The sequence below is a fragment of the Roseomonas sp. WA12 genome (assembly GCF_054165765.1).
Genome location: NZ_CM135108.1, coordinates 3,116,253 through 3,133,498, shown reverse-complemented (window position 1 = coordinate 3,133,498; position 17,246 = coordinate 3,116,253). Strand labels below are relative to the sequence as shown.

Genomic DNA, 17,246 nt, shown 5'->3' with positions numbered 1-17,246 from the left:
CCGTGCGCGCCCTGTTCCTCGCGCTTGTCCTGTTCATCGCACCGGTCCTTGCCCGTGCGGAGGCGCCGCGAATCCGGGTGATTGCAAGCGACTTCGTCCTGCCCGGCAAGTTCGAACGCCTGGCCCGCTGGGCGAGGCAGGCCGGGTTTCGGGTCGAGGGCGCGCGCGTCGGCAAGGACGCGGGCGAGCCACGTGACTGGATCGCGGGAGCCGCGCTGGTCATCCTGGACACGCCGCGCCCTGCGGACCTGGCGCGGGTGCAGCAGCGCCTGGGCGATGCTTTGGAGGCCGAGGGACGGCCATGGATCCGCGTGGGGGGCGGCGCGCCTGGGTCCGGAGGACTGTCCCAGGAGCACGCGCGGCGGCTTGCGGCCTACTATGCCGCTGGTGGGGAGGCTAACCTCCGCACGCTGTTCACCTATCTTCGCGGCGTTCGCGACGGCCAGGACGTATCGAGCCTGCCACCGCCTCAGCGGCTGCCGCGGGCGGGCATCTATCACCCGGCAGCCCCGGCGGCCTTTGCGTCGGCTCAGGACTACCTTGCATGGGGACAGGACCGCTGGCCCGCCAATGTACCGCGCGTGGCCTTTGCCATCGGTGACGGCGTGCTGGCGGACGGCGACACGGGCCTGATCGACGCGCTCATCGCCCGCGCCGAGGCGAGAGGGCTCGCACCCGTCGCCTTTTGGTTTGACTCCGCGCGGGAGGACGGCATGCGCAGCGTGCTGGAGCCGGCCAGGCCAGATGTCCTGGTGAGCCTCACACACATGCAGAACGGCGAGGCCCGGCAGAAGGAACTGGCGGCGCTCGGCATTCCCGTCATCTCCGCTCTCACCCGGCGGGAGGGGGATCCTGCCGCTTGGGAGGCGTCCGCCTCCGGTCTGGGCGCCGCCACGGCAGCCGCCCTCCTCGTGGCGCCCGAGGCATGGGGCATGAGCGATCCAATGGTCGTCGCGGCCGTCTCGGGCGGCGAGGTGGTGCCGATCCCCGGGCAGGTGGAGGCGCTCATGGCCAAGCTGCGCCGCCTCGCCGTGCTCCGCCACCGGCCTGCTGCGGAGAAGCGCGTCGCTGTGATGTTCTGGAACTACCCAACGGGGGATAAGAACCTTTCCGCCTCTAACCTGAACCTTCCCCGCAGCCTCGCCGCCACGACCCGCGCACTAGGTCATGCCGGCTATGCGGTCCCGGAAACGGGGGAGGCGCGCGTCATCGAGGCAGGGCAGGCGATGCTGGGCGGCATCTATCGGCCGGATACGCTGCACGCGCTGCTGCGGGATGGCCTGGCCGACACGTTGCCCGTGTCGCGCTATCGCGCATGGCTGGACACGCTGCCGCAGGCCCGGCGCGACACCATGCTGGAGCGCTGGGGGCAGCCCGAGACCGACCGCGCCGTGCGCGAGGTCGAGGGCGAGCAGCGCTTCGTCATCCCGCGCCTGATCCTCGGCAACCTCACCTTCCTCCCGCAGCCACCGCGCGGCGGGGCGCCAGGCGAGGGGTACCACGACGCCGCCCTGCCGCCCCCGCACCTCTACATGGCCGCCTATCTCTGGGTCCGAGAGACCTGGGGCGCCGACGCCCTGATCCATCTCGGCACCCATGGCACGCAGGAGTGGCTGCCCGGCAAGGACCGCGGACTCTCGGCTGGCGACTTCCCCTTCCTGGCCCTGGGCGACCTGCCCGTCCTCTACCCCTACATCCAGGATAATGTGGGCGAAGCCATGCAGGCGCGGCGGCGCGGCCGGGCCACGACCATCAGCCATCAGACGCCCGCCTTCGCGCCCTCCGGCCTCTATGACGAGCTTCGTGACCTCCATGCGCTGATCCACGAGTACGGGCAGCTGGAGGTTGGCGCCGTTCGTGACGGGACGCGCGACCGGATTCTGGACGCCGTGCGCAAGGCGAACCTGCAGCGCGACATGGGGTGGGACGAGGCGCGGATCGGCGGCGACTTCTCCGGCTTCCTCTCGGCGCTGCACGACCATCTGCACACCCTGGCAGCCCAATCCATGCCGCTCGGCCTCCATACCTTCGGCGAACCCGCCGCGCCGGAGCACCGGATCGCGACCGTTATCCAGCAGCTCGGGCGTTCCTTCCTGGAGCGGGTGGAAGATGATGCGGACGAAGTTTTCGCCGGACCACCTGAGGCCTTCCGGGCGAGCGCGGCCTACCGCCTGCTGCACCGACATCTGCGGGAGGGAACACCCGCCGAGGAGGTCACGGACCCCGACCTGCGCGCGATGGTGGAGCGCGCGATCACGCTCGACCGGCACCTGGCCGAAACGGGTGAGATGGAGGCCCTGCTGACCGGGCTAGCAGGCGGCTTCATTCTCCCTGGCAGCGGTGGCGATCCGGTGCGCAGCCCCGAGGTCCCCAGCGGCCGCAACCTCTACGCCTTCGAGCCGGACCGGCTGCCGACCGCGGCCGCATACCAGGCAGGCGAGGCCGCCCTGCGACAGCTGGTCGATGCCTACCGGGCGGAGCATGGAGGACAAGCACCGACCAAGCTGGCCTTCAGCCTGTGGTCCTCGGAGGCGATCCGGCACCTCGGTGTGTTGGAGAGCCAAGTCCTGCACGCGCTTGGGCTGCGGCCCGAGTGGGACGCCGCCGGGCGTGTTCGGCGGCTGGCAATCATCCCCGCGGCAGAACTCGGACGCCCACGCATCGATGCAGTGGTGCAGGTGACCAGCGTTTACCGCGACCAGTTCGACGGCTTCATGCGGCTGCTGGCCGATGCCATTGAGCGGCTCGCAACACTGGACGAGCCGGGCAACTCCGTCTTCGCCAATAGCGTGGCGGTCAGAGAGCGGCTGATCGGACGAGGCTTGGCCACGGACCGCGCCAATGTCCTGGCGTCCTCGCGCATCTTCAGCAACGCGCCGGGCGACTACGGCAGTGGGCTGCCGGGCGCGGTGCTGGACTCCACAGCCTACGAGAACGACGCCCCGCTGACGGAGCGTTTTCTCGACCGCATGCAGCACGCCTACGGCGCGCGAGGCTGGGGGGAGCGCGAAGAGGGCGCCAACCTCTTCGCCGAGCAGCTCCGAGGCGTGCAGGCGGCGGTGCTGTCGCGTTCCTCCAATCTCAACGGTGTGCTCTCCACGGATCACCCCTTCGAGTATCTTGGAGGGCTTTCACTAGCTGTGAGGCACCTCGACGGGGCCAGCCCGTCCCTTTACGTCGCCGACCTCCGGCGCCCCGAGGCGCGGATGACCGGGGCGGCTGCCTTCCTGTCCGACGAGCTTCGCGGCCGCTACCTGAACCCGCAGTGGATCCAGTCCATGCAGGCCGAAGGGTATGCGGGCACTCTGGCCATGACGAACCTGGCGAACAACCTCTTCGGATGGCAGGTCTCCGACCCGGCGATGGTGCGCCCCGACCAGTGGCAAGCCGTCCACGACACCTTGATCCGGGACAGCCGGAACCTTGGCTTGGATGCTTGGTTCGAGCAGCACAATCCGACCGCGCAGGCGCAGGTCATTGCCCGCATGGCCGAGGCTATCCGCAAGGGGTACTGGAACGCGGACGCCCAGACCCGGCAGGAACTGGCCGAACGCTTCGCCGAGCTGGCGGAGCGTCACGGAGCAGAGGCGGGCGCCCCCGCCACACGAGCCTTCCTCGCCGCTGCAAGTGCGGGCTTCGGACTGGAGGCGGCGAGTGCGCCAGAAACAGCCTCTCAGTCCATGCCTGCCGCCGCGCCACAGCAGTCCGCTTCTGCGGGTGAAGCAACGGAGACCGTACGCGGCCAGATCCTGCAGCAGGCTGCCTCCGCGGCCCCAAAGCAACTGCCCTGGATGAAGTGGGCGTCACTCGCGGCGCTTTCCCTCTGCCTCCTGGCCGGTGGTGTCCGGCAGGCTCTTCTCACCCATCAGACCGAGGCCTGAACGCAGTCCCGATGAACGCACTCGAATCCGCACTCTACGATCTCTCCGGCCTGCTGCTCGTTCCCGTGCTGCTGCTTATCCTGCTCTCGCTCGCCTACGCGGTCTTCGCGCTGGGCGCGTTCCTGATGGAGGCGGTGCAGCGGTGGCGCGGAACTGCTGCCTCTCCATTACATGCCCACCAGCGCCGGACAGGTGCGGTGAGCGACGACCTGGAGCTGTGGATCATGAAGCGGCTGGAGTGGCTGCGCATCACGGCGCGCAGCGCTCCCATGCTGGGCCTGATCGCGACCATGATCCCGATGGGTCCGGCCTTGCTGGCACTAACGCGGAGCGACGCGCGCGGTGTGGGCGAGAATCTCGTTGTTGCATTCTCGGCCGTCATCCTCGCCCTGACAGCGGCCGCGATCAGCTTCCTGGTGCTGACAGTCCGGCGCCGCTGGCTGCTGGAAGAGCTTCGGGCCATTGAACGCGAGGCCGCCGTCTGATGCGCTTCCTGGATAACGACGAGGCAGACGACCCGATCCTCTCGGTGGTGAACCTCGTGGACCTCTTTCTCGTCGTCATCGGCATTCTGATGATCGTCATCGTCCGCAATCCGCTCAATCCCTTCGCGGCCGAGCGGGTTGTCGTGGTCGAGAACCCCGGGCAGGCCGACATGCGGATCACCGTGAAGGAAGGGCAGGAACTGACGCGCTACGAAGCGAGTGGGCAGATCGGCGAGGGACAGGGCACGCGGGCAGGGGTGACTTATCGACTGCCTGACGGAAGGATGGTCTACGTTCCGGAAGGCACCGCTCAACAGGCTCGTCCGTGACTATGCCCGGGCACTAACCCCCTCACGCATCACACATTTGACGCACCGGGAAGGGACTTCACCCTCCAAGATGAATAGGTGAGAGTTTGGGCGAGCCATGCTCGCTTGATACCCGTGGGCCCTGGAAGGCAGGCGCCTTGATACCTAGGCATTCTGCAATGCCTCACCAAATCCGGCCTCGATGATCCAGGCCACCCGTATCCAGTCCCTTAACGACCGACCCGGGAACGCTTCGGCGTCCTATGTCCTGTACTGGATGGGCCTGTCTCAGCGTGCGGCCTTCAACCCGGCCCTCGAGCATGCCGTCGATGAGGCGAACGCCCGCGGTCTTCCCGTCCTCGTGTGCTACGGCATTGCGGAAGGACTTCCTGAGGTCAACGCTCGCCATTGGAGCTTCCTGCTCGAGGGCATGGCGGAGATCGGGCCCGCTCTGGCGAGGAGAGGTATCGCCTTCGTTGCCCGCCGGACTCCGCCAGTGGAGACGGCGCTTCAGTACGCCGCCGATGCTGCCCTTGTTGTGTGCGACCGCAGCTACCTGAAGCCCGTCGTCCAGTTCTACGCCGACTTCGCGGCGCGGGCGCCCTGTCACGTTGTGCAGGTCGAGGGTGACGTGGTGGTGCCGGTGGAGACTGCTTCCCTCAAGCACGAGGTAGCCGCGCGCACGCTGCGCCCCAAGCTCAACCGGTTGCTACCGGACTACTTGGTGGGCTTGGAGGAGCGCGAGGTGGCGCATCCCGCAGGGGAGTTGCGGTTCGAGAGCACGCTCGATCTGGAAAACGTGCCGCGGGTGGTAGCGAGTCTGAAGGCTGACCAGAGCGTCAGGCCCGTTCGGCGCTTCAGGGGCGGCACCTCGAAGGCTGAGAGTAGATTACGCCAGTATCTTGGCTCCTCCTTCGCCCGTTACGCTACGGTGCGTGGCAGGCCGGAGGCCGGAGCGGCTTCGCATATGAGCCCCTATCTGCACTACGGGCAGATCTCGCCTGTGGCCATCGCACTTGCCGTGAGGGCTGCCGGAACCGGGGATGCGGAGGACAAGGCCGCTTACATCGAGGAGCTGGTAATTCGGCGTGAACTCGCCGCCAACCACATCCGCTACGAACCGCTCTACGACGACTACGCCTGCGTGCCCGGCTGGGCTCGGAAGACGCTCGAGCAGCATCGGTCCGATCCGCGCGTTCATCTGTACACGCCCGAGCAGTTCGAATTGGGTCTAACGCACGACCGGTACTGGAATGCTGCGATGATGGAGATGCGGGAGACGGGCTACATGCACAACCACATGCGGATGTACTGGGGCAAGAAGATCGTCCAGTGGTCTGCATCGCCCGAGGAGGCCTGGAATACCGCGCTGCGGCTGAACAACCGGTATTTCCTCGACGGCCGCGACGCGAACTCATTCACGAATATTGGCTGGCTTTTCGGCTTGCATGACCGGCCTTGGGGTCCTCAGCCGGTGTTTGGCAATGTGCGTTCGATGAGTGAGGCGAGCCTGAAGAAGTTCGATGCCGATGGCTATATACGGGACGTCGAGCGGCTTGCGGCTGCTGAGCAAGAGTAGTCAGGCTTGCAGCCGGCCTGGAACGCTCGACCTTTACGGCGCTCGTCTCCAACGCGCCGACGAAGTTTTGCGCCAGCCTCGACGCCAGGCGCAGGCGCGCCGTGACCAAGCGTGCGGTGCTCAGAAGGGTGGGCCGGAAGGGACGGCTGGACAGGCCGTCGGCCCGCAAGCCCATCAAACCGAAGGCGTCCATTAGCGCGACGCCTACCCCAGCCCGGACATGGGCGCGGGCGGCGTGGGTATGGGACACCTCCGCGGCAATGTGGAAGGGCACGGTCTGCCCCGCGAAGGCGCGCGCCAGCTGCTCGCTCAGGACAAGGTTGCGGCTCGGGCAGCTGAGCGGATAGTCGACCAGCGCTTCTGGCCTGATGCTGCGCTGGCCCGCTAGGGGGGACGATTTCTTTGGCGAGATGTGTCTCCCGGACGAACCGTCGGTGATGCGGCCCCCATCCACGCGGCGCCTACGGAACCGCATGGCCGCGGTCGCCTCCCACCTCGCCCGCAGCGACCAGCGCCACTGGGCCGGGGAGCTGGACGGGCTGGCGACGCGCCTGGCCCGTTGAGCCGGGCACCGTGGCTCGCGCCGTGCTCGCGCTGTTTGAGGGGCCGGGCGCCTGGAGCGTGAGGCCGACCGAGGGCGACTGGGCGTTGGACAGCATTGCACTGACCACCGACGGCGTGGCCAAGGACCGGCCCGGCATCACCTGGGAGGAGGTACTGGACTACCCCCGCCAGCGTCACCGCATGTACCAGGCCGCGGTGGACCTGTGGTTGGATGCGGGCGACCACGCGGCGCTGCCGCAGGGCGAAGATGGGCCGGTGAAGCTCGTGGATTACGGCTGGGGCTGCCAAATCTGGGCGCGCAGGGGCGTGTACTTCATGCGCTATGACCGCGGTGGGCATCAGTCCGCATGGCGGGAGGACACGATTTCGGAGAGGGAGGCGCGGTGGGGCCTGCTCGGCGGCAAGCACTTCAGCTTTCTCATTCTAGCACTCACTAATCGCCTGCGGGCGGCCGGGCTCGATGCCTGGCAGGGTAGCCCCACGCCGTTGCCTGAGCCGTAGATCCCGAGGAACAAGCGCGATTCAGAGGGCACCCGACTTGCAGCTTCTAATCTCGCAAGGGCGGTGCAGCCCGCAGCCACGAGAACACGTGCGAGACAACAGCATCCCAGCGCGATCGCTCCGCTTCGGTGGTGAGTGACAACGAGACTTGTGAGAATGCTGGGCGGGAACGCCTCCCGGGGTGCCAGGAAGGCATCAGTAATTGCCCTGGTTTTATTGGGTTGTCGTGGCTGATGTTCGGTCAGATCTTGGCGGCCGTGATCGAAGGTAATTGAGATCTTCTTAAAGTAGAGGTTCCGGTGCTTTGAGTGCGAAGGCGGTGTGGTTTGAGGTAGTGGGCTAACAGTTGGTCAAAGCCGTCCTCATGTCTTGGCAGACAACTGCTTGGTGGTGAGCCCCATCCGCGCGGCGGTCGCCAGCTTGTCCGCGCGCTCGTTCATCACGTCCCCCGCATGGCCGCGCACCCACTTCCACTCGATGTCATGCGGCTTGGCGGCGGCGAGCAGGCGTTGCCACAGCTCGTAATTCGCCACCGGGTCCTTGGCCGCGTTGCGCCAGTTGTTACGGACCCAGCCATGGACCCAGCGCGTCACGCCGTTGCGGACATACTCGCTGTCCGTGTGGATCACGACGCGGCAGGGCTTCTTCAGCGCTTCCAGCGAGGCGGCCGCGGCGGTCAGCTCCATGCGGTTGTTGGTGGTGGCCGGATCAAAGCCGGTCATCTCCTTCTCGATCGTGCCGAAGCGGAGGATGGCGGCCCAGCCGCCCGGGCCGGGATTGGGCTTGCAGCCGCCATCGGTCCAGATCTCGACGATGGTCTGGCCGGGAGCTTCAGCGGCGGGGGTGACGTTCTCAGATGCCATAGGCGGCCACCTCCGTGGCTTGGGCGTGGAAGCGCAGGCGGCGCAGGTATTCGAGCGGGTCCTTGCGGGTCACGAGGGCTCCGGGCGGGGTGTTGGTCCAGTCGTACAGCCGCGTCAGCAGGAAGCGCAGCGCGGCGCCGCGGCAGAGCACGGGAAGCGCCGCCAGCTCGGCCGGCGAGAGCGGGCGGGCGGCGTTGTAGCCGCGCAGCAGGGCGCGGGCCTTGGTCACGTTGAAGGACAGGTCCGGCTCAAAGCACCAGGCGTTGAGGCAGATGGCGACATCGAGGGCCAGGATGTCCGTGCAGGCGAAGTAGAAATCGATCAGACCGGAGACATGCGGCTTACCGCGTTCCGCCTCAAGGAAGAACACGTTGTCAGGGAACAGGTCCGCATGGATCTGGCCGCGCGGAAGGTCGCGCGGCCAGTCGCGCAGAATGCCCTCCAGATGTCCGTCCAACTCGGCGCAGAGGCCGGGCTGAACCGTGTCGCCATTCGGGCGGCAGCGGTCCAGCAGCGGGCCCCAGCCCTGGGGGCCAAGGGAATTGGCGCGCTCGGCCGTGAAGCCCTGGCCGGCGGCATGGAGGGAGGCCAGCGCCGTGCCGAGCGGGCCGCAATGCGCGACGGAGGGACGCCGGGGCCAGACACCGGGCAGGAAGGTGCAGATGGCGGCCGGGCGGCCGGCGAGCTCGCGCAGCGCCTCGCCATCGCGCCCCGCCACGGGCTCGGGGCAGGCGAGTCCATTGGCCGCGAGATGGCGCATCAGCCCAAGGAACCAGGGCAGCTCCGCCGGGTCCACACGCTTCTCGTAGAGGGTGAGGATGAAGTCGCCGCCCCCCTCCGGATGGGTGGTCTTCAGCGCGTAGTTGCTGTTCTCCACCCCCTCCGCGATGCCGCGGAAGGCAACCAGCTCGCCCAGCGCATAGTCGGAGAGGAAGGCGCGCAGCGCCTCGTCCGACACCTCGGTATAGACAGCCATGGCACCCCCTGGCCGGGGGGCATGCCCCAGCCCTGCCGGGACGGCAAGGTGCCGGGGCCGTGAGCTACTCGGCGGGGCTGGGCGCCCGGGCCGCGTTGGGCGTGCGGAGGGGGCGCGGCAGGTTGAAGACGATCTTCTCCTCCGCCACCGTCACATCCTCGGTCACCACATCGAAGCGCTCACGCAGCCGGGCAATCACCTCCTCGACCAGCACCTCCGGCGCGCTGGCGCCGGCCGTGATGCCGATGGTGGCCAGCCCATCCGCCAGGGCAGGGTCGAAATCCCGTCCGCGGGGCACCAGCACGGCGCGCGGACAGCCGGCCTTCTCGGCCACTTCCCTCAGGCGGACGGAGTTGGAGGAATTGGCCGCGCCCACCACCACGATCAGCTCGCAGCGCTCCGCGATCGCCTTTACGGCGGCCTGGCGGTTGGTGGTGGCGTAGCAGATGTCCTCCTTCACCGGCGCCGAGAGGTCCGGGAAGCGAGCCCGCAGAACATCCAGCACCTCGGCCGTGTCGTCCACGGAAAGAGTGGTCTGGGTGGCATAGGCCAGGGGCCCGGGTGGGGGCTGGACGGTCGCGGCCTGCTCGGCATCCTCCACCAGCGTCACGGCGCCCGCGGGAAGCTGGCCCATGGTCCCGACCACCTCGGGATGCCCGGCATGGCCAATCAGCAGGATATGGCTGCCATTGGTGTGGTGGCGCTCGGCCTCGCGGTGGACCTTGCTGACCAGGGGGCAGGTCGCATCCAGGTACAGCATCTGCCGCGCCTCGGCCGCAGCCGGCACGGATTTCGGCACGCCATGGGCGGAGAAGATCACGGGCCGGCCGTCATCGGGGATCTCGTCCAGCTCCTCGACGAAGACGGCGCCCTTGGCCTCCAGCCCCTCGACCACGAAGCGGTTGTGGACGATCTCGTGCCGGACGTAGACCGGGGCGCCGTAGCGCTCGATCGCCAGCTCCACGATCTTGATGGCGCGGTCCACGCCCGCGCAGAAGCCGCGCGGGCCGGCCAGCACGACCTTCAGCCGGGGCTTGGCGGCGGCCGGAACGGCGGGCTGGGTCAGGTTTGCGATCTGGTCCATGGCGTGCGACTTGGTCCTTCGGCGCCGGCGAGAACAGCCCCCGGCCGGACCGTGGGCACGTCTTTCTAGCGGCCCTGCGTCTCGCCGCCCAGGGCTTGCGCACCGCTCCGCCGATCCTGCCACTCGGCCGCGTCCTGCCGTATGGCTCCTGTTGCCCCGGAGTGCCCCGCGTGACCCGACCCCTCCGTCCCGCCGCCCTGCTGGGTCTTTCGGCGCTCATCCTGGCCGGCTGCGGCGGCCGGAACGTGATGAGTCAGCGGCCGCAGGCGCCCTGCCCACGGGTGGCGATGCTGGCCGAGGCGGTGGACCTTACCCGTTACCGTTCCGGCGCCAGGCCCGATCTGGGGGCGATGGAGGTGGATGCCCGGCTGCTGGGCTTCCAGGCACGCTGCGACTACGCCCCCCGGGATGGCGGGCTCGACGTGACGCTGCTGGTGGAGGCCTCCGCCGAGCGCGGTCCGGCCGCGACCGCGCCGGTTGCGGAGCTGCCCTTCCTCATCGCGGTGACCGAGGAGGGGGAGGGGCGCGTCTTGAGCCGCGGCAGCGACACCATCCGTATCACCTTCCGCGGCAATGAGAGCCGGGCCGTGGCCAGGAGCGAGCAGATGATGGTCCGCATTCCCGGCGATGTCCGGCGGGCGGCGGAGAAGGTGGTGCTGATCGGCTTCCAGCTGACGCCCGAGCAGCTGGCCGACAACCGCCGCCGCGGGGTACGCTGAGTTGAGCGTGATGGTGCAGGCCGGGGTGGTCCCGCCCGAGGCGCGGGCGCTGGCCGATTTCTGGCGGGCCGCCGGCTTCGAGCGCTGGTTCTCCCGGAACGACGATTTTGATGCCGAGCTGCGCGCCCGCTTCCTGCCGGCGCATGAGGCCGCCGCGAGGGGTGAGCTGGACGGCTGGCTTGAAACGCCGGACGGCGCCCTGGCCCTTCTTCTGCTGCTGGACCAGCTGCCCCGCAACCTGTTCCGCGGCACACCCCGTATGTACGCGACGGATGCCGCCGGCCTGCGGGCCGCCGAGAAGGCCATCACGCTGGGGCATGACCGACGCGTCGAGCCGGCCCTGCAGGTCTTTTTCTATCTGCCCCACATGCATTCGGAGGAGCTGGCGGACCAGGAGCGCTGCGTCGCCCTCACCGCCGGGCTGGAGGAGCGCGTGACCTCCGCGGCGCGGGAGCACCTGGAGATCGTGGCGCGCTTCGGGCGCTTCCCGCACCGAAACGCCATCCTGGGGCGGGAGACGACGCCGGAGGAGAGGCGCTTCCTGGACGAGGGCGGCTTCGCCGGTTGATTCGGCGCTGACCCGCAGGATGGTTGCGCCTGCCCGCGCCTTCGGGCACCAATGACCCACCCGTAGCTTCCGCGCGGGAGAGAGGGGCACCCGATGCCCCCGCCGAAGGCGCAACCGGCCCCCGGAAACGCTCAGGCAGAAGGACCGCGCGGCGAAGGGTCTCTGGAAAGCCCATGGCTGGATAAGGCCATGGCACCGACGGAGTAACGGAAGCCCCGCTTCCCGAATCTCTCAGGTCTCGGGACAGAGGGGGGCCACGATCTGAACCGGCCGCATCCGTGCGGCGATGGGGGATGCGTGGCCGAGAACGAGCTGCTTGAGACACCGCTGGCCGGGCTGCACCGCGAATTGGGCGGGCGCATGGTGGGCTTCGCGGGATATGCGATGCCGGTCCAATACCCGGCCGGGATCATCGCCGAGCACGGGGCCTGCCGCACCGGCGCGGCGCTGTTCGACGTCTCCCATATGGGCCAGGCGGAGCTGCGCGGCGAAGGCGCCGCCGCCGCGCTGGAACGGGTGACGCCGGCCGAGGTCCAGGCGTTGCGCGCCGGCCGCCAGCGCTACGCCCTGCTGATGAACGAGACTGGCGGGATCGTCGACGATTTCATGGTCGCCAATCTCGGCGACCGGCTGTTCCTGGTGCTGAACGCCTCCCGTAAGGCGGTGGACCTGGAGACGATCGGCTCGGCCCTGCCGGCCGGGGTCTCGCTGGTGCCCAGGCCCGACCGCGCGCTGCTGGCGCTGCAGGGACCGGGGGCGGAATCCATCCTGGCCCGGCTGGCCGAGGGCGTGGCCGCCATGCCCTTCATGGGCGTGCTCGAAACCCCGGTGGCGGGCATCCCCGCCCTTATCACCCGCTCCGGCTATACCGGGGAGGACGGGTTCGAGATCGGCCTGCCCGCGGAGGGCGCCGAGACGGTGGCCCGCGCCCTGCTGGCGGGTGGCGCGGCCCCAGCCGGGTTGGGCGCGCGGGACAGCCTGCGGCTGGAGGCCGGGTTGCCGCTTTACGGGCAGGATATCGACGAGACGACCTCCCCGGTGGAGGCCGCGCTCACCTTCAGCCTCGGCAAGCGTCGCCGGATGGAATGGGACTTCCCCGGCGCCGAGCGCGTGCGGGAGGAGCTGGATAGCGGCCCGAAGCGGCTCCGCGTCGGCATCCTCCCCGATGGCCGCCAGCCGGCGCGCGCGCATACCGAAATTGCGCTGAACGGGCTGCCGATTGGCGAGATCACCTCGGGCGGCTTCGGCCCCTCGCTCGGGGCGCCGGTCGCCATGGGCTACGTCGCCCGCGCCCATGCCGGGGATGGCACGGCGCTTGATCTGATGGTGCGCGGCCGGGCCATTCCCGCCAGCATCGCGCCCACCCCCTTTGTTCCCCATCGCTACAAGCGCATCGCAGGAGCCGTCGCATGAGCCAGACCCGTTTCGCCCAGAGCCATGAATGGGTGCGCCTGGACGGCGATGTGGCCGTGGTGGGTATTTCCGACCACGCCCAGGGCGCGCTGGGCGATGTCGTCTTTGTCGACTTGCCCGAGGTCGGGCGCGAGGTGGAGGCGGGCGATTCCGTCGCCGTGGTGGAGAGCGTGAAGGCGGCCTCCGACATCTACGCGCCCATCTCCGGCACCGTCGCCTCGGTGAACGATGCGCTGGTGGACAATCCCGGCCTGGTGAACAGCGGTGCGATGGGCGAGGGATGGTTCTTCACCATCACCCCGCGCGATGCCTCCGAGATCGAGACGCTGATGGATGCCGATGCCTATGCCAGGCATGCGGAGGAAGGTCAGTGAGCGCCCTCGACGAGCTGGCGGATCTCGAGCAGACCGCCGCCTTCGCCACGCGGCATATCGGGCCGACCGAGACCCAGATCGCCGCCATGCTCCATGTGGTCGGCGCGGAGAGCCTGGAGGCGCTGGCAGCCCGCACCGTGCCCGCCGGCATTCGCGACAGCCATCTGGATGCGCTGCCGTCACCCATTGGTGAGGCCTCCGTCATCGCGGAGCTGCGCGCGCTGTCCGAGAAGAACCAGCGCGTGAAGTCGCTGATCGGCTGCGGCTATCACGGCACCTACACGCCGCCGGTGATCCTGCGCAACGTGCTGGAAAATCCGGGCTGGTACACGGCCTACACGCCCTACCAGGCGGAACTCGCCCAGGGGCGGCTGGAAGCGCTGCTGAACTTCCAGACCATGGTGTGCGACCTCACCGGCCTGCCCGTCGCCAATGCCTCGCTGCTGGATGAAGCCACCGCCGCGGCGGAAGCCATGGCGCTGGCCCTGGCCGCGCACAAGGGCAAGTCCACCACTCTCGCGGTGGCGCCGGACCTGCACCCGCAGACCCTGGCCGTGCTGCGCACCCGGGCGGAGCCGCTGGGCCTCGCCATCGAGGTGACGGACGATGCCGGCGCGATCGCGGCGCTGAAGCCCTTCGCCCTCGTGCTCTCCTATCCCGGCACCACGGGCGAGGTGCGGGACCTCGCGCCCCTCATTGCTGCCGCGCAATCGGCCGGCGCGCTGGTCATCGTCGCCGCCGACATCCTGGCGCTCACCCTGTTGACCCCGCCCGGCGAGATGGGCGCGGATGTGGTGGTGGGCAGCACCCAGCGCTTCGGCGTGCCCATGGGCTATGGCGGCCCGCACGCCGCCTACATGGCCGTGAAGGACAATCTCAAGCGGCTGATGCCCGGCCGCCTCGTCGGCGTCTCGGTGGATGCGGCAGGCCGTCCGGCCATGCGCCTGGCGCTGCAGACCCGCGAGCAGCATATCCGCCGCGAGAAGGCGACGAGCAACATCTGCACCGCCCAGGTGCTGCTGGCCGTGATGGCCAGCATGTATGCCGTGTGGCACGGGCCGGAGGGGCTGACCCGCATCGCCCGCCGCACGCATCTCCTCGCCACGCTGCTGGCCGATGCCGCCCAGCGCGCCGGCTTCGCCCTGCGCCACGACTGCTTCTTCGACACGGTGGCCGTGGAGGCCGACGACCGCGCCGATGCGCTGGTGGAGGCCGCGCTGCGCGCCGGCTTCAACCTGCGCCGCGTGGATGCGGGCTGCGTCGCCTTCGCGCTGGACGAGACGGTGACGCGCCAGGATGTCATCGCGCTCGACACCGTGCTCTGCGAGGTGGCGGGCTGTGGGCGCACGGGGCTGGGCGAGCTCTCCGCCCCCGGCCGCATGCCCGCGGCGCTGGAGCGCCGCACGCCCTTCCTCACCGCCGCCGTCTTCCGCGCGCATCGTTCGGAACACGCGATGCTGCGCTACCTCAAGCGGCTTGAGGACAAGGATGTCGCGCTGAACCGCAGCATGATCCCGCTGGGCTCCTGCACGATGAAGCTGAACGCCACGGCGGAGATGATCCCCGTCACCTTCCCCGGCTTCTCCGACATCCACCCCTTCGCGCCGAGCAGCCAGGCGCGCGGCTATATCGAGATGATCCGCCGGCTGGAATCCTGGCTCTGCGCCTGCACGGGATTCGCGGCGGTCTCGCTGCAGCCGAATGCGGGCAGCCAGGGCGAGTATGCCGGGCTTCTGGCCATCCGCGCGTATCACCGCGCGAACGGGCAGGGGCACCGGGATATCTGCCTCATTCCCTCCTCCGCCCATGGCACCAACCCGGCCTCCGCCGTGATGGCCGGGATGCGCGTGGTGGTCGTGGGCTGCGACCGCGACGGCAACGTGGACTTCGACGACCTGCGCGCGAAGATCGGGCAGCATGCCGAGAAGCTCTCGGCGCTGATGATCACCTACCCCAGCACGCATGGCGTGTTCGAGGAGGGCATTCGCGCCATCTGCGATGCCGTGCACGCCGCGGGCGGCCAGGTTTACATGGACGGCGCCAACATGAACGCGCAGCTCGGCCTGACCAGCCCGGCCGCGATCGGCGCCGATGTCTGCCACCTCAACCTGCACAAGACCTTCTGCATCCCGCATGGCGGCGGCGGCCCGGGCGTCGGGCCGATCGGCGTGGCGAAGCATCTCGCCGCGCATCTGCCGAACCACCCGATGGTGGCGGAAGCCGGGCCGGAAACCGGCTTCGGCCCTGTCTCCGCCGCGCCCTTCGGCAGCGCGAGCATCCTGCCCATTTCCTACGCCTATATCCGCATGATGGGCGCCGCCGGGCTGACGCGCGCGACGCAGGTGGCGATCCTGAACGCCAACTACGTCGCCCGCCGCCTGGATGGCCACTTCCCCGTCCTTTACCGGGGCCGGCAGGGGATGGTGGCGCATGAGTGCATCCTGGATTGCCGCGGCTTCCAGCAGGGCGGCGGCGTGCTGGTGGAGGACATCGCCAAGCGCCTGCAGGATTACGGCTTCCACGCGCCCACCATGTCCTGGCCCGTGACCGGCACGCTGATGGTGGAGCCGACCGAGAGCGAGCCGCAGGAGGAGCTGGACCGCTTCGTGGATGCCATGATCGCCATTCGCGCCGAGATCCGCGCGGTGGAGCAGGGCGTGGCGGACAAGGCCGACAACCCGCTGAAGAACGCCCCGCACACGGCGGAGGAGGTGACGGCGGAGGGTTGGTCCCACCCCTACACCCGCCAGCAGGCCGCCTTCCCGCTGCCCTGGGTGATGGCGAACAAGTACTGGCCGCCGGTGAAGCGCGTGGACAACGTGTATGGCGACCGCAACCTCGCCTGCACCTGCGCGCCGCTGGAGGCCTATATGGACGCGCCCAGGGTGGCGGCGGAGTGACCGCCCCGCCTCTCTGGGAAATCCTGTCCTCCCGCACCGCGCTGCGCGACCGCTGGATCGATGTCACAGCGGATGCGGTGCGGGATTCCAAGGGCAACGTGCTCGATCCCTTCTACACCCTGTCCTACCCGGACTGGGTGCATGCGGTGGCGATCACGCCGGCGGATGAGCTGGTGCTCGTGCGCCAGTACCGCCATGGTAGCCGGTCCTGGGCGCTGGAACTGCCCGCCGGCGCCGTGGACAAGGCGGATGCGGACCCGGCCGTCGCCGCCGCGCGCGAGCTGCGCGAGGAAACCGGCTACACCGCGCCGGAATACCGCTATGTCGGCGGGATGAGCCCAAACCCGGCCACCCACCGCAACCGCGCGCATACCGTGCTGGCGCTGAACGCGACGCTGACCCACCCGACCGCCCATGAAGTGGGCGAGGACATCACGGTGGAGCTGCTGCCGGTGCAAGGGGTGCTGGACGGCCTCGGGGATGGCATCATCCATCACGGCCTGCACGTCTCCTCCCTGCTGCTCGCGCTCAGGGCCGCGGGCCGCCTGGATCTCCGGCTGAAGGACGCCTCATGAGCGACATCCGCATCCTCCCACTCGAGCAGCGCCACCGCGCCGACTGGGACAGGCTCTATGCCGGCTATGCCGAGTTCTACCGCGTCACCCAGACGCCCGAGATGCGGGATCGCGTCTGGTCCTGGCTGCACGACGCCGCGCATGAGAGCAACGGCCTCATCGCCGAGGATGCCGAGGGCCGCGCCGTGGGCCTGGCCCATTACCGCGCCTTCGCCCGCCCGCTTTCGGCAACGACCGGCGGCTATCTGGACGATCTGTTCGTGGATCCCCAGATGAGGGGCAAGCGCGCTGCCGATGCGCTCATCAATGCCCTGGCCGAGATTGGCCGCCAGCGCGGCTGGAGCGTCATCCGTTGGATCACCGCCGAGGACAACAGCCGCGCCCGTGCGGTGTACGACCGGGTCGCGAAGCTGACGCCCTGGAAGACCTACGACATCCCCCTCTGAACCGCCGGGC

Annotated in this window: 15 protein-coding genes, 1 pseudogene and 2 riboswitches; of the genes and pseudogenes, 12 read left to right on the top strand and 4 right to left on the bottom strand. The window is 69.1% G+C overall.

Annotated elements, in window-relative coordinates; genetic code table 11:
• Positions 1-2: 2 nt before the first annotated feature.
• From cobN to ACVBD7_RS15050, 4 genes are all read left to right on the top strand, one after another.
• Positions 3-3,881 carry a cobaltochelatase subunit CobN gene (gene cobN, locus ACVBD7_RS15065; protein ID WP_458094045.1) on the top strand — a complete coding sequence of 1,293 codons (3,879 nt, stop codon included), beginning with the start codon at positions 3-5 and terminating at the stop codon, positions 3,879-3,881.
• Between the two features lie 11 nt (positions 3,882-3,892).
• Positions 3,893-4,366 carry a MotA/TolQ/ExbB proton channel family protein gene (locus ACVBD7_RS15060; protein WP_458094044.1) on the top strand — a complete coding sequence of 158 codons (474 nt, stop codon included), beginning with the start codon at positions 3,893-3,895 and terminating at the stop codon, positions 4,364-4,366.
• Positions 4,366-4,695, top strand: coding sequence for a DUF2149 domain-containing protein (locus ACVBD7_RS15055; RefSeq protein WP_458094043.1), 330 nt, complete (start codon positions 4,366-4,368; stop codon positions 4,693-4,695). The genes ACVBD7_RS15060 and ACVBD7_RS15055 overlap by 1 nt, the downstream gene beginning before the upstream one ends.
• Positions 4,696-4,876: 181 nt before the next feature.
• Positions 4,877-6,253 carry a deoxyribodipyrimidine photo-lyase gene (locus ACVBD7_RS15050; RefSeq protein WP_458094042.1) on the top strand — a complete coding sequence of 459 codons (1,377 nt, stop codon included), beginning with the start codon at positions 4,877-4,879 and terminating at the stop codon, positions 6,251-6,253.
• 106 nt (positions 6,254-6,359) lie between these two features.
• Here ACVBD7_RS15050 and ACVBD7_RS15045 read toward each other — a convergent pair.
• Positions 6,360-6,728: pseudogene (locus ACVBD7_RS15045) on the bottom strand (LysR substrate-binding domain-containing protein); the annotation flags it as partial.
• Positions 6,729-6,874: 146 nt separating this feature from the next.
• Between ACVBD7_RS15045 and ACVBD7_RS15040 the strand changes: the two are divergent.
• On the top strand, positions 6,875-7,318 hold the full coding sequence (locus ACVBD7_RS15040) for a hypothetical protein (RefSeq protein WP_458094041.1): 444 nt from the start codon (positions 6,875-6,877) through the stop codon (positions 7,316-7,318).
• Positions 7,319-7,680: 362 nt separating this feature from the next.
• Here the strand turns inward: ACVBD7_RS15040 and rnhA are convergent, their stop codons facing one another.
• From rnhA to ispH, 3 genes are all read right to left on the bottom strand, one after another.
• The gene (rnhA, locus tag ACVBD7_RS15035; RefSeq protein ID WP_458094040.1) at positions 7,681-8,181 is read right to left on the bottom strand and encodes a ribonuclease HI; all 501 of its coding nucleotides are present in this window, start codon (positions 8,179-8,181) and stop codon (positions 7,681-7,683) included.
• Complete coding sequence (locus ACVBD7_RS15030) at positions 8,171-9,157, bottom strand: homoserine kinase (RefSeq protein ID WP_458094039.1); 987 nt, start codon at positions 9,155-9,157, stop codon at positions 8,171-8,173. Before ACVBD7_RS15030 ends, rnhA begins: the two co-directional genes overlap by 11 nt.
• Positions 9,158-9,221: 64 nt before the next feature.
• Positions 9,222-10,241 carry a 4-hydroxy-3-methylbut-2-enyl diphosphate reductase gene (gene ispH, locus ACVBD7_RS15025; RefSeq protein WP_458094038.1) on the bottom strand — a complete coding sequence of 340 codons (1,020 nt, stop codon included), beginning with the start codon at positions 10,239-10,241 and terminating at the stop codon, positions 9,222-9,224.
• Positions 10,242-10,411: 170 nt separating this feature from the next.
• Between ispH and ACVBD7_RS15020 the strand changes: the two genes are divergently transcribed.
• The 7 genes from ACVBD7_RS15020 to ACVBD7_RS14990 all read left to right on the top strand — a co-directional run bounded on the left by ACVBD7_RS15020 (position 10,412) and on the right by ACVBD7_RS14990 (position 17,236).
• The gene (locus tag ACVBD7_RS15020) at positions 10,412-10,960 is read left to right on the top strand and encodes a hypothetical protein (protein WP_458094037.1); all 549 of its coding nucleotides are present in this window, start codon (positions 10,412-10,414) and stop codon (positions 10,958-10,960) included.
• Between the two features lie 10 nt (positions 10,961-10,970).
• Positions 10,971-11,528: a DUF924 family protein gene (locus tag ACVBD7_RS15015; protein ID WP_458097710.1), complete on the top strand. Its 558-nt coding sequence runs from the start codon at positions 10,971-10,973 to the stop codon at positions 11,526-11,528.
• Positions 11,529-11,592: 64 nt separating this feature from the next.
• A riboswitch (glycine riboswitch) is annotated at positions 11,593-11,685 on the top strand.
• A gap of 3 nt (positions 11,686-11,688) precedes the next feature.
• Positions 11,689-11,777: riboswitch (glycine riboswitch) on the top strand.
• Positions 11,778-11,888: 111 nt separating this feature from the next.
• Positions 11,889-12,941: a glycine cleavage system aminomethyltransferase GcvT gene (gcvT, locus tag ACVBD7_RS15010; RefSeq protein ID WP_458097709.1), complete on the top strand. Its 1,053-nt coding sequence runs from the start codon at positions 11,889-11,891 to the stop codon at positions 12,939-12,941.
• Entirely contained in the window at positions 12,938-13,315 is a 378-nt protein-coding gene (gcvH, locus tag ACVBD7_RS15005) for a glycine cleavage system protein GcvH (RefSeq protein WP_458094036.1), read from the top strand. Before gcvT ends, gcvH begins: the two co-directional genes overlap by 4 nt.
• Positions 13,312-16,215, top strand: a complete 2,904-nt coding sequence (gene gcvP / locus ACVBD7_RS15000) for an aminomethyl-transferring glycine dehydrogenase (RefSeq protein ID WP_458094035.1) — start codon at positions 13,312-13,314, stop codon at positions 16,213-16,215. The genes gcvH and gcvP overlap by 4 nt, the downstream gene beginning before the upstream one ends.
• Positions 16,212-16,790, top strand: coding sequence for an NUDIX hydrolase (locus ACVBD7_RS14995; RefSeq protein ID WP_458094034.1), 579 nt, complete (start codon positions 16,212-16,214; stop codon positions 16,788-16,790). The genes gcvP and ACVBD7_RS14995 overlap by 4 nt, the downstream gene beginning before the upstream one ends.
• Entirely contained in the window at positions 16,787-17,236 is a 450-nt protein-coding gene (locus ACVBD7_RS14990; RefSeq protein WP_458094033.1) for a GNAT family N-acetyltransferase, read from the top strand. Before ACVBD7_RS14995 ends, ACVBD7_RS14990 begins: the two co-directional genes overlap by 4 nt.
• Positions 17,237-17,246: the final 10 nt, after the last annotated feature.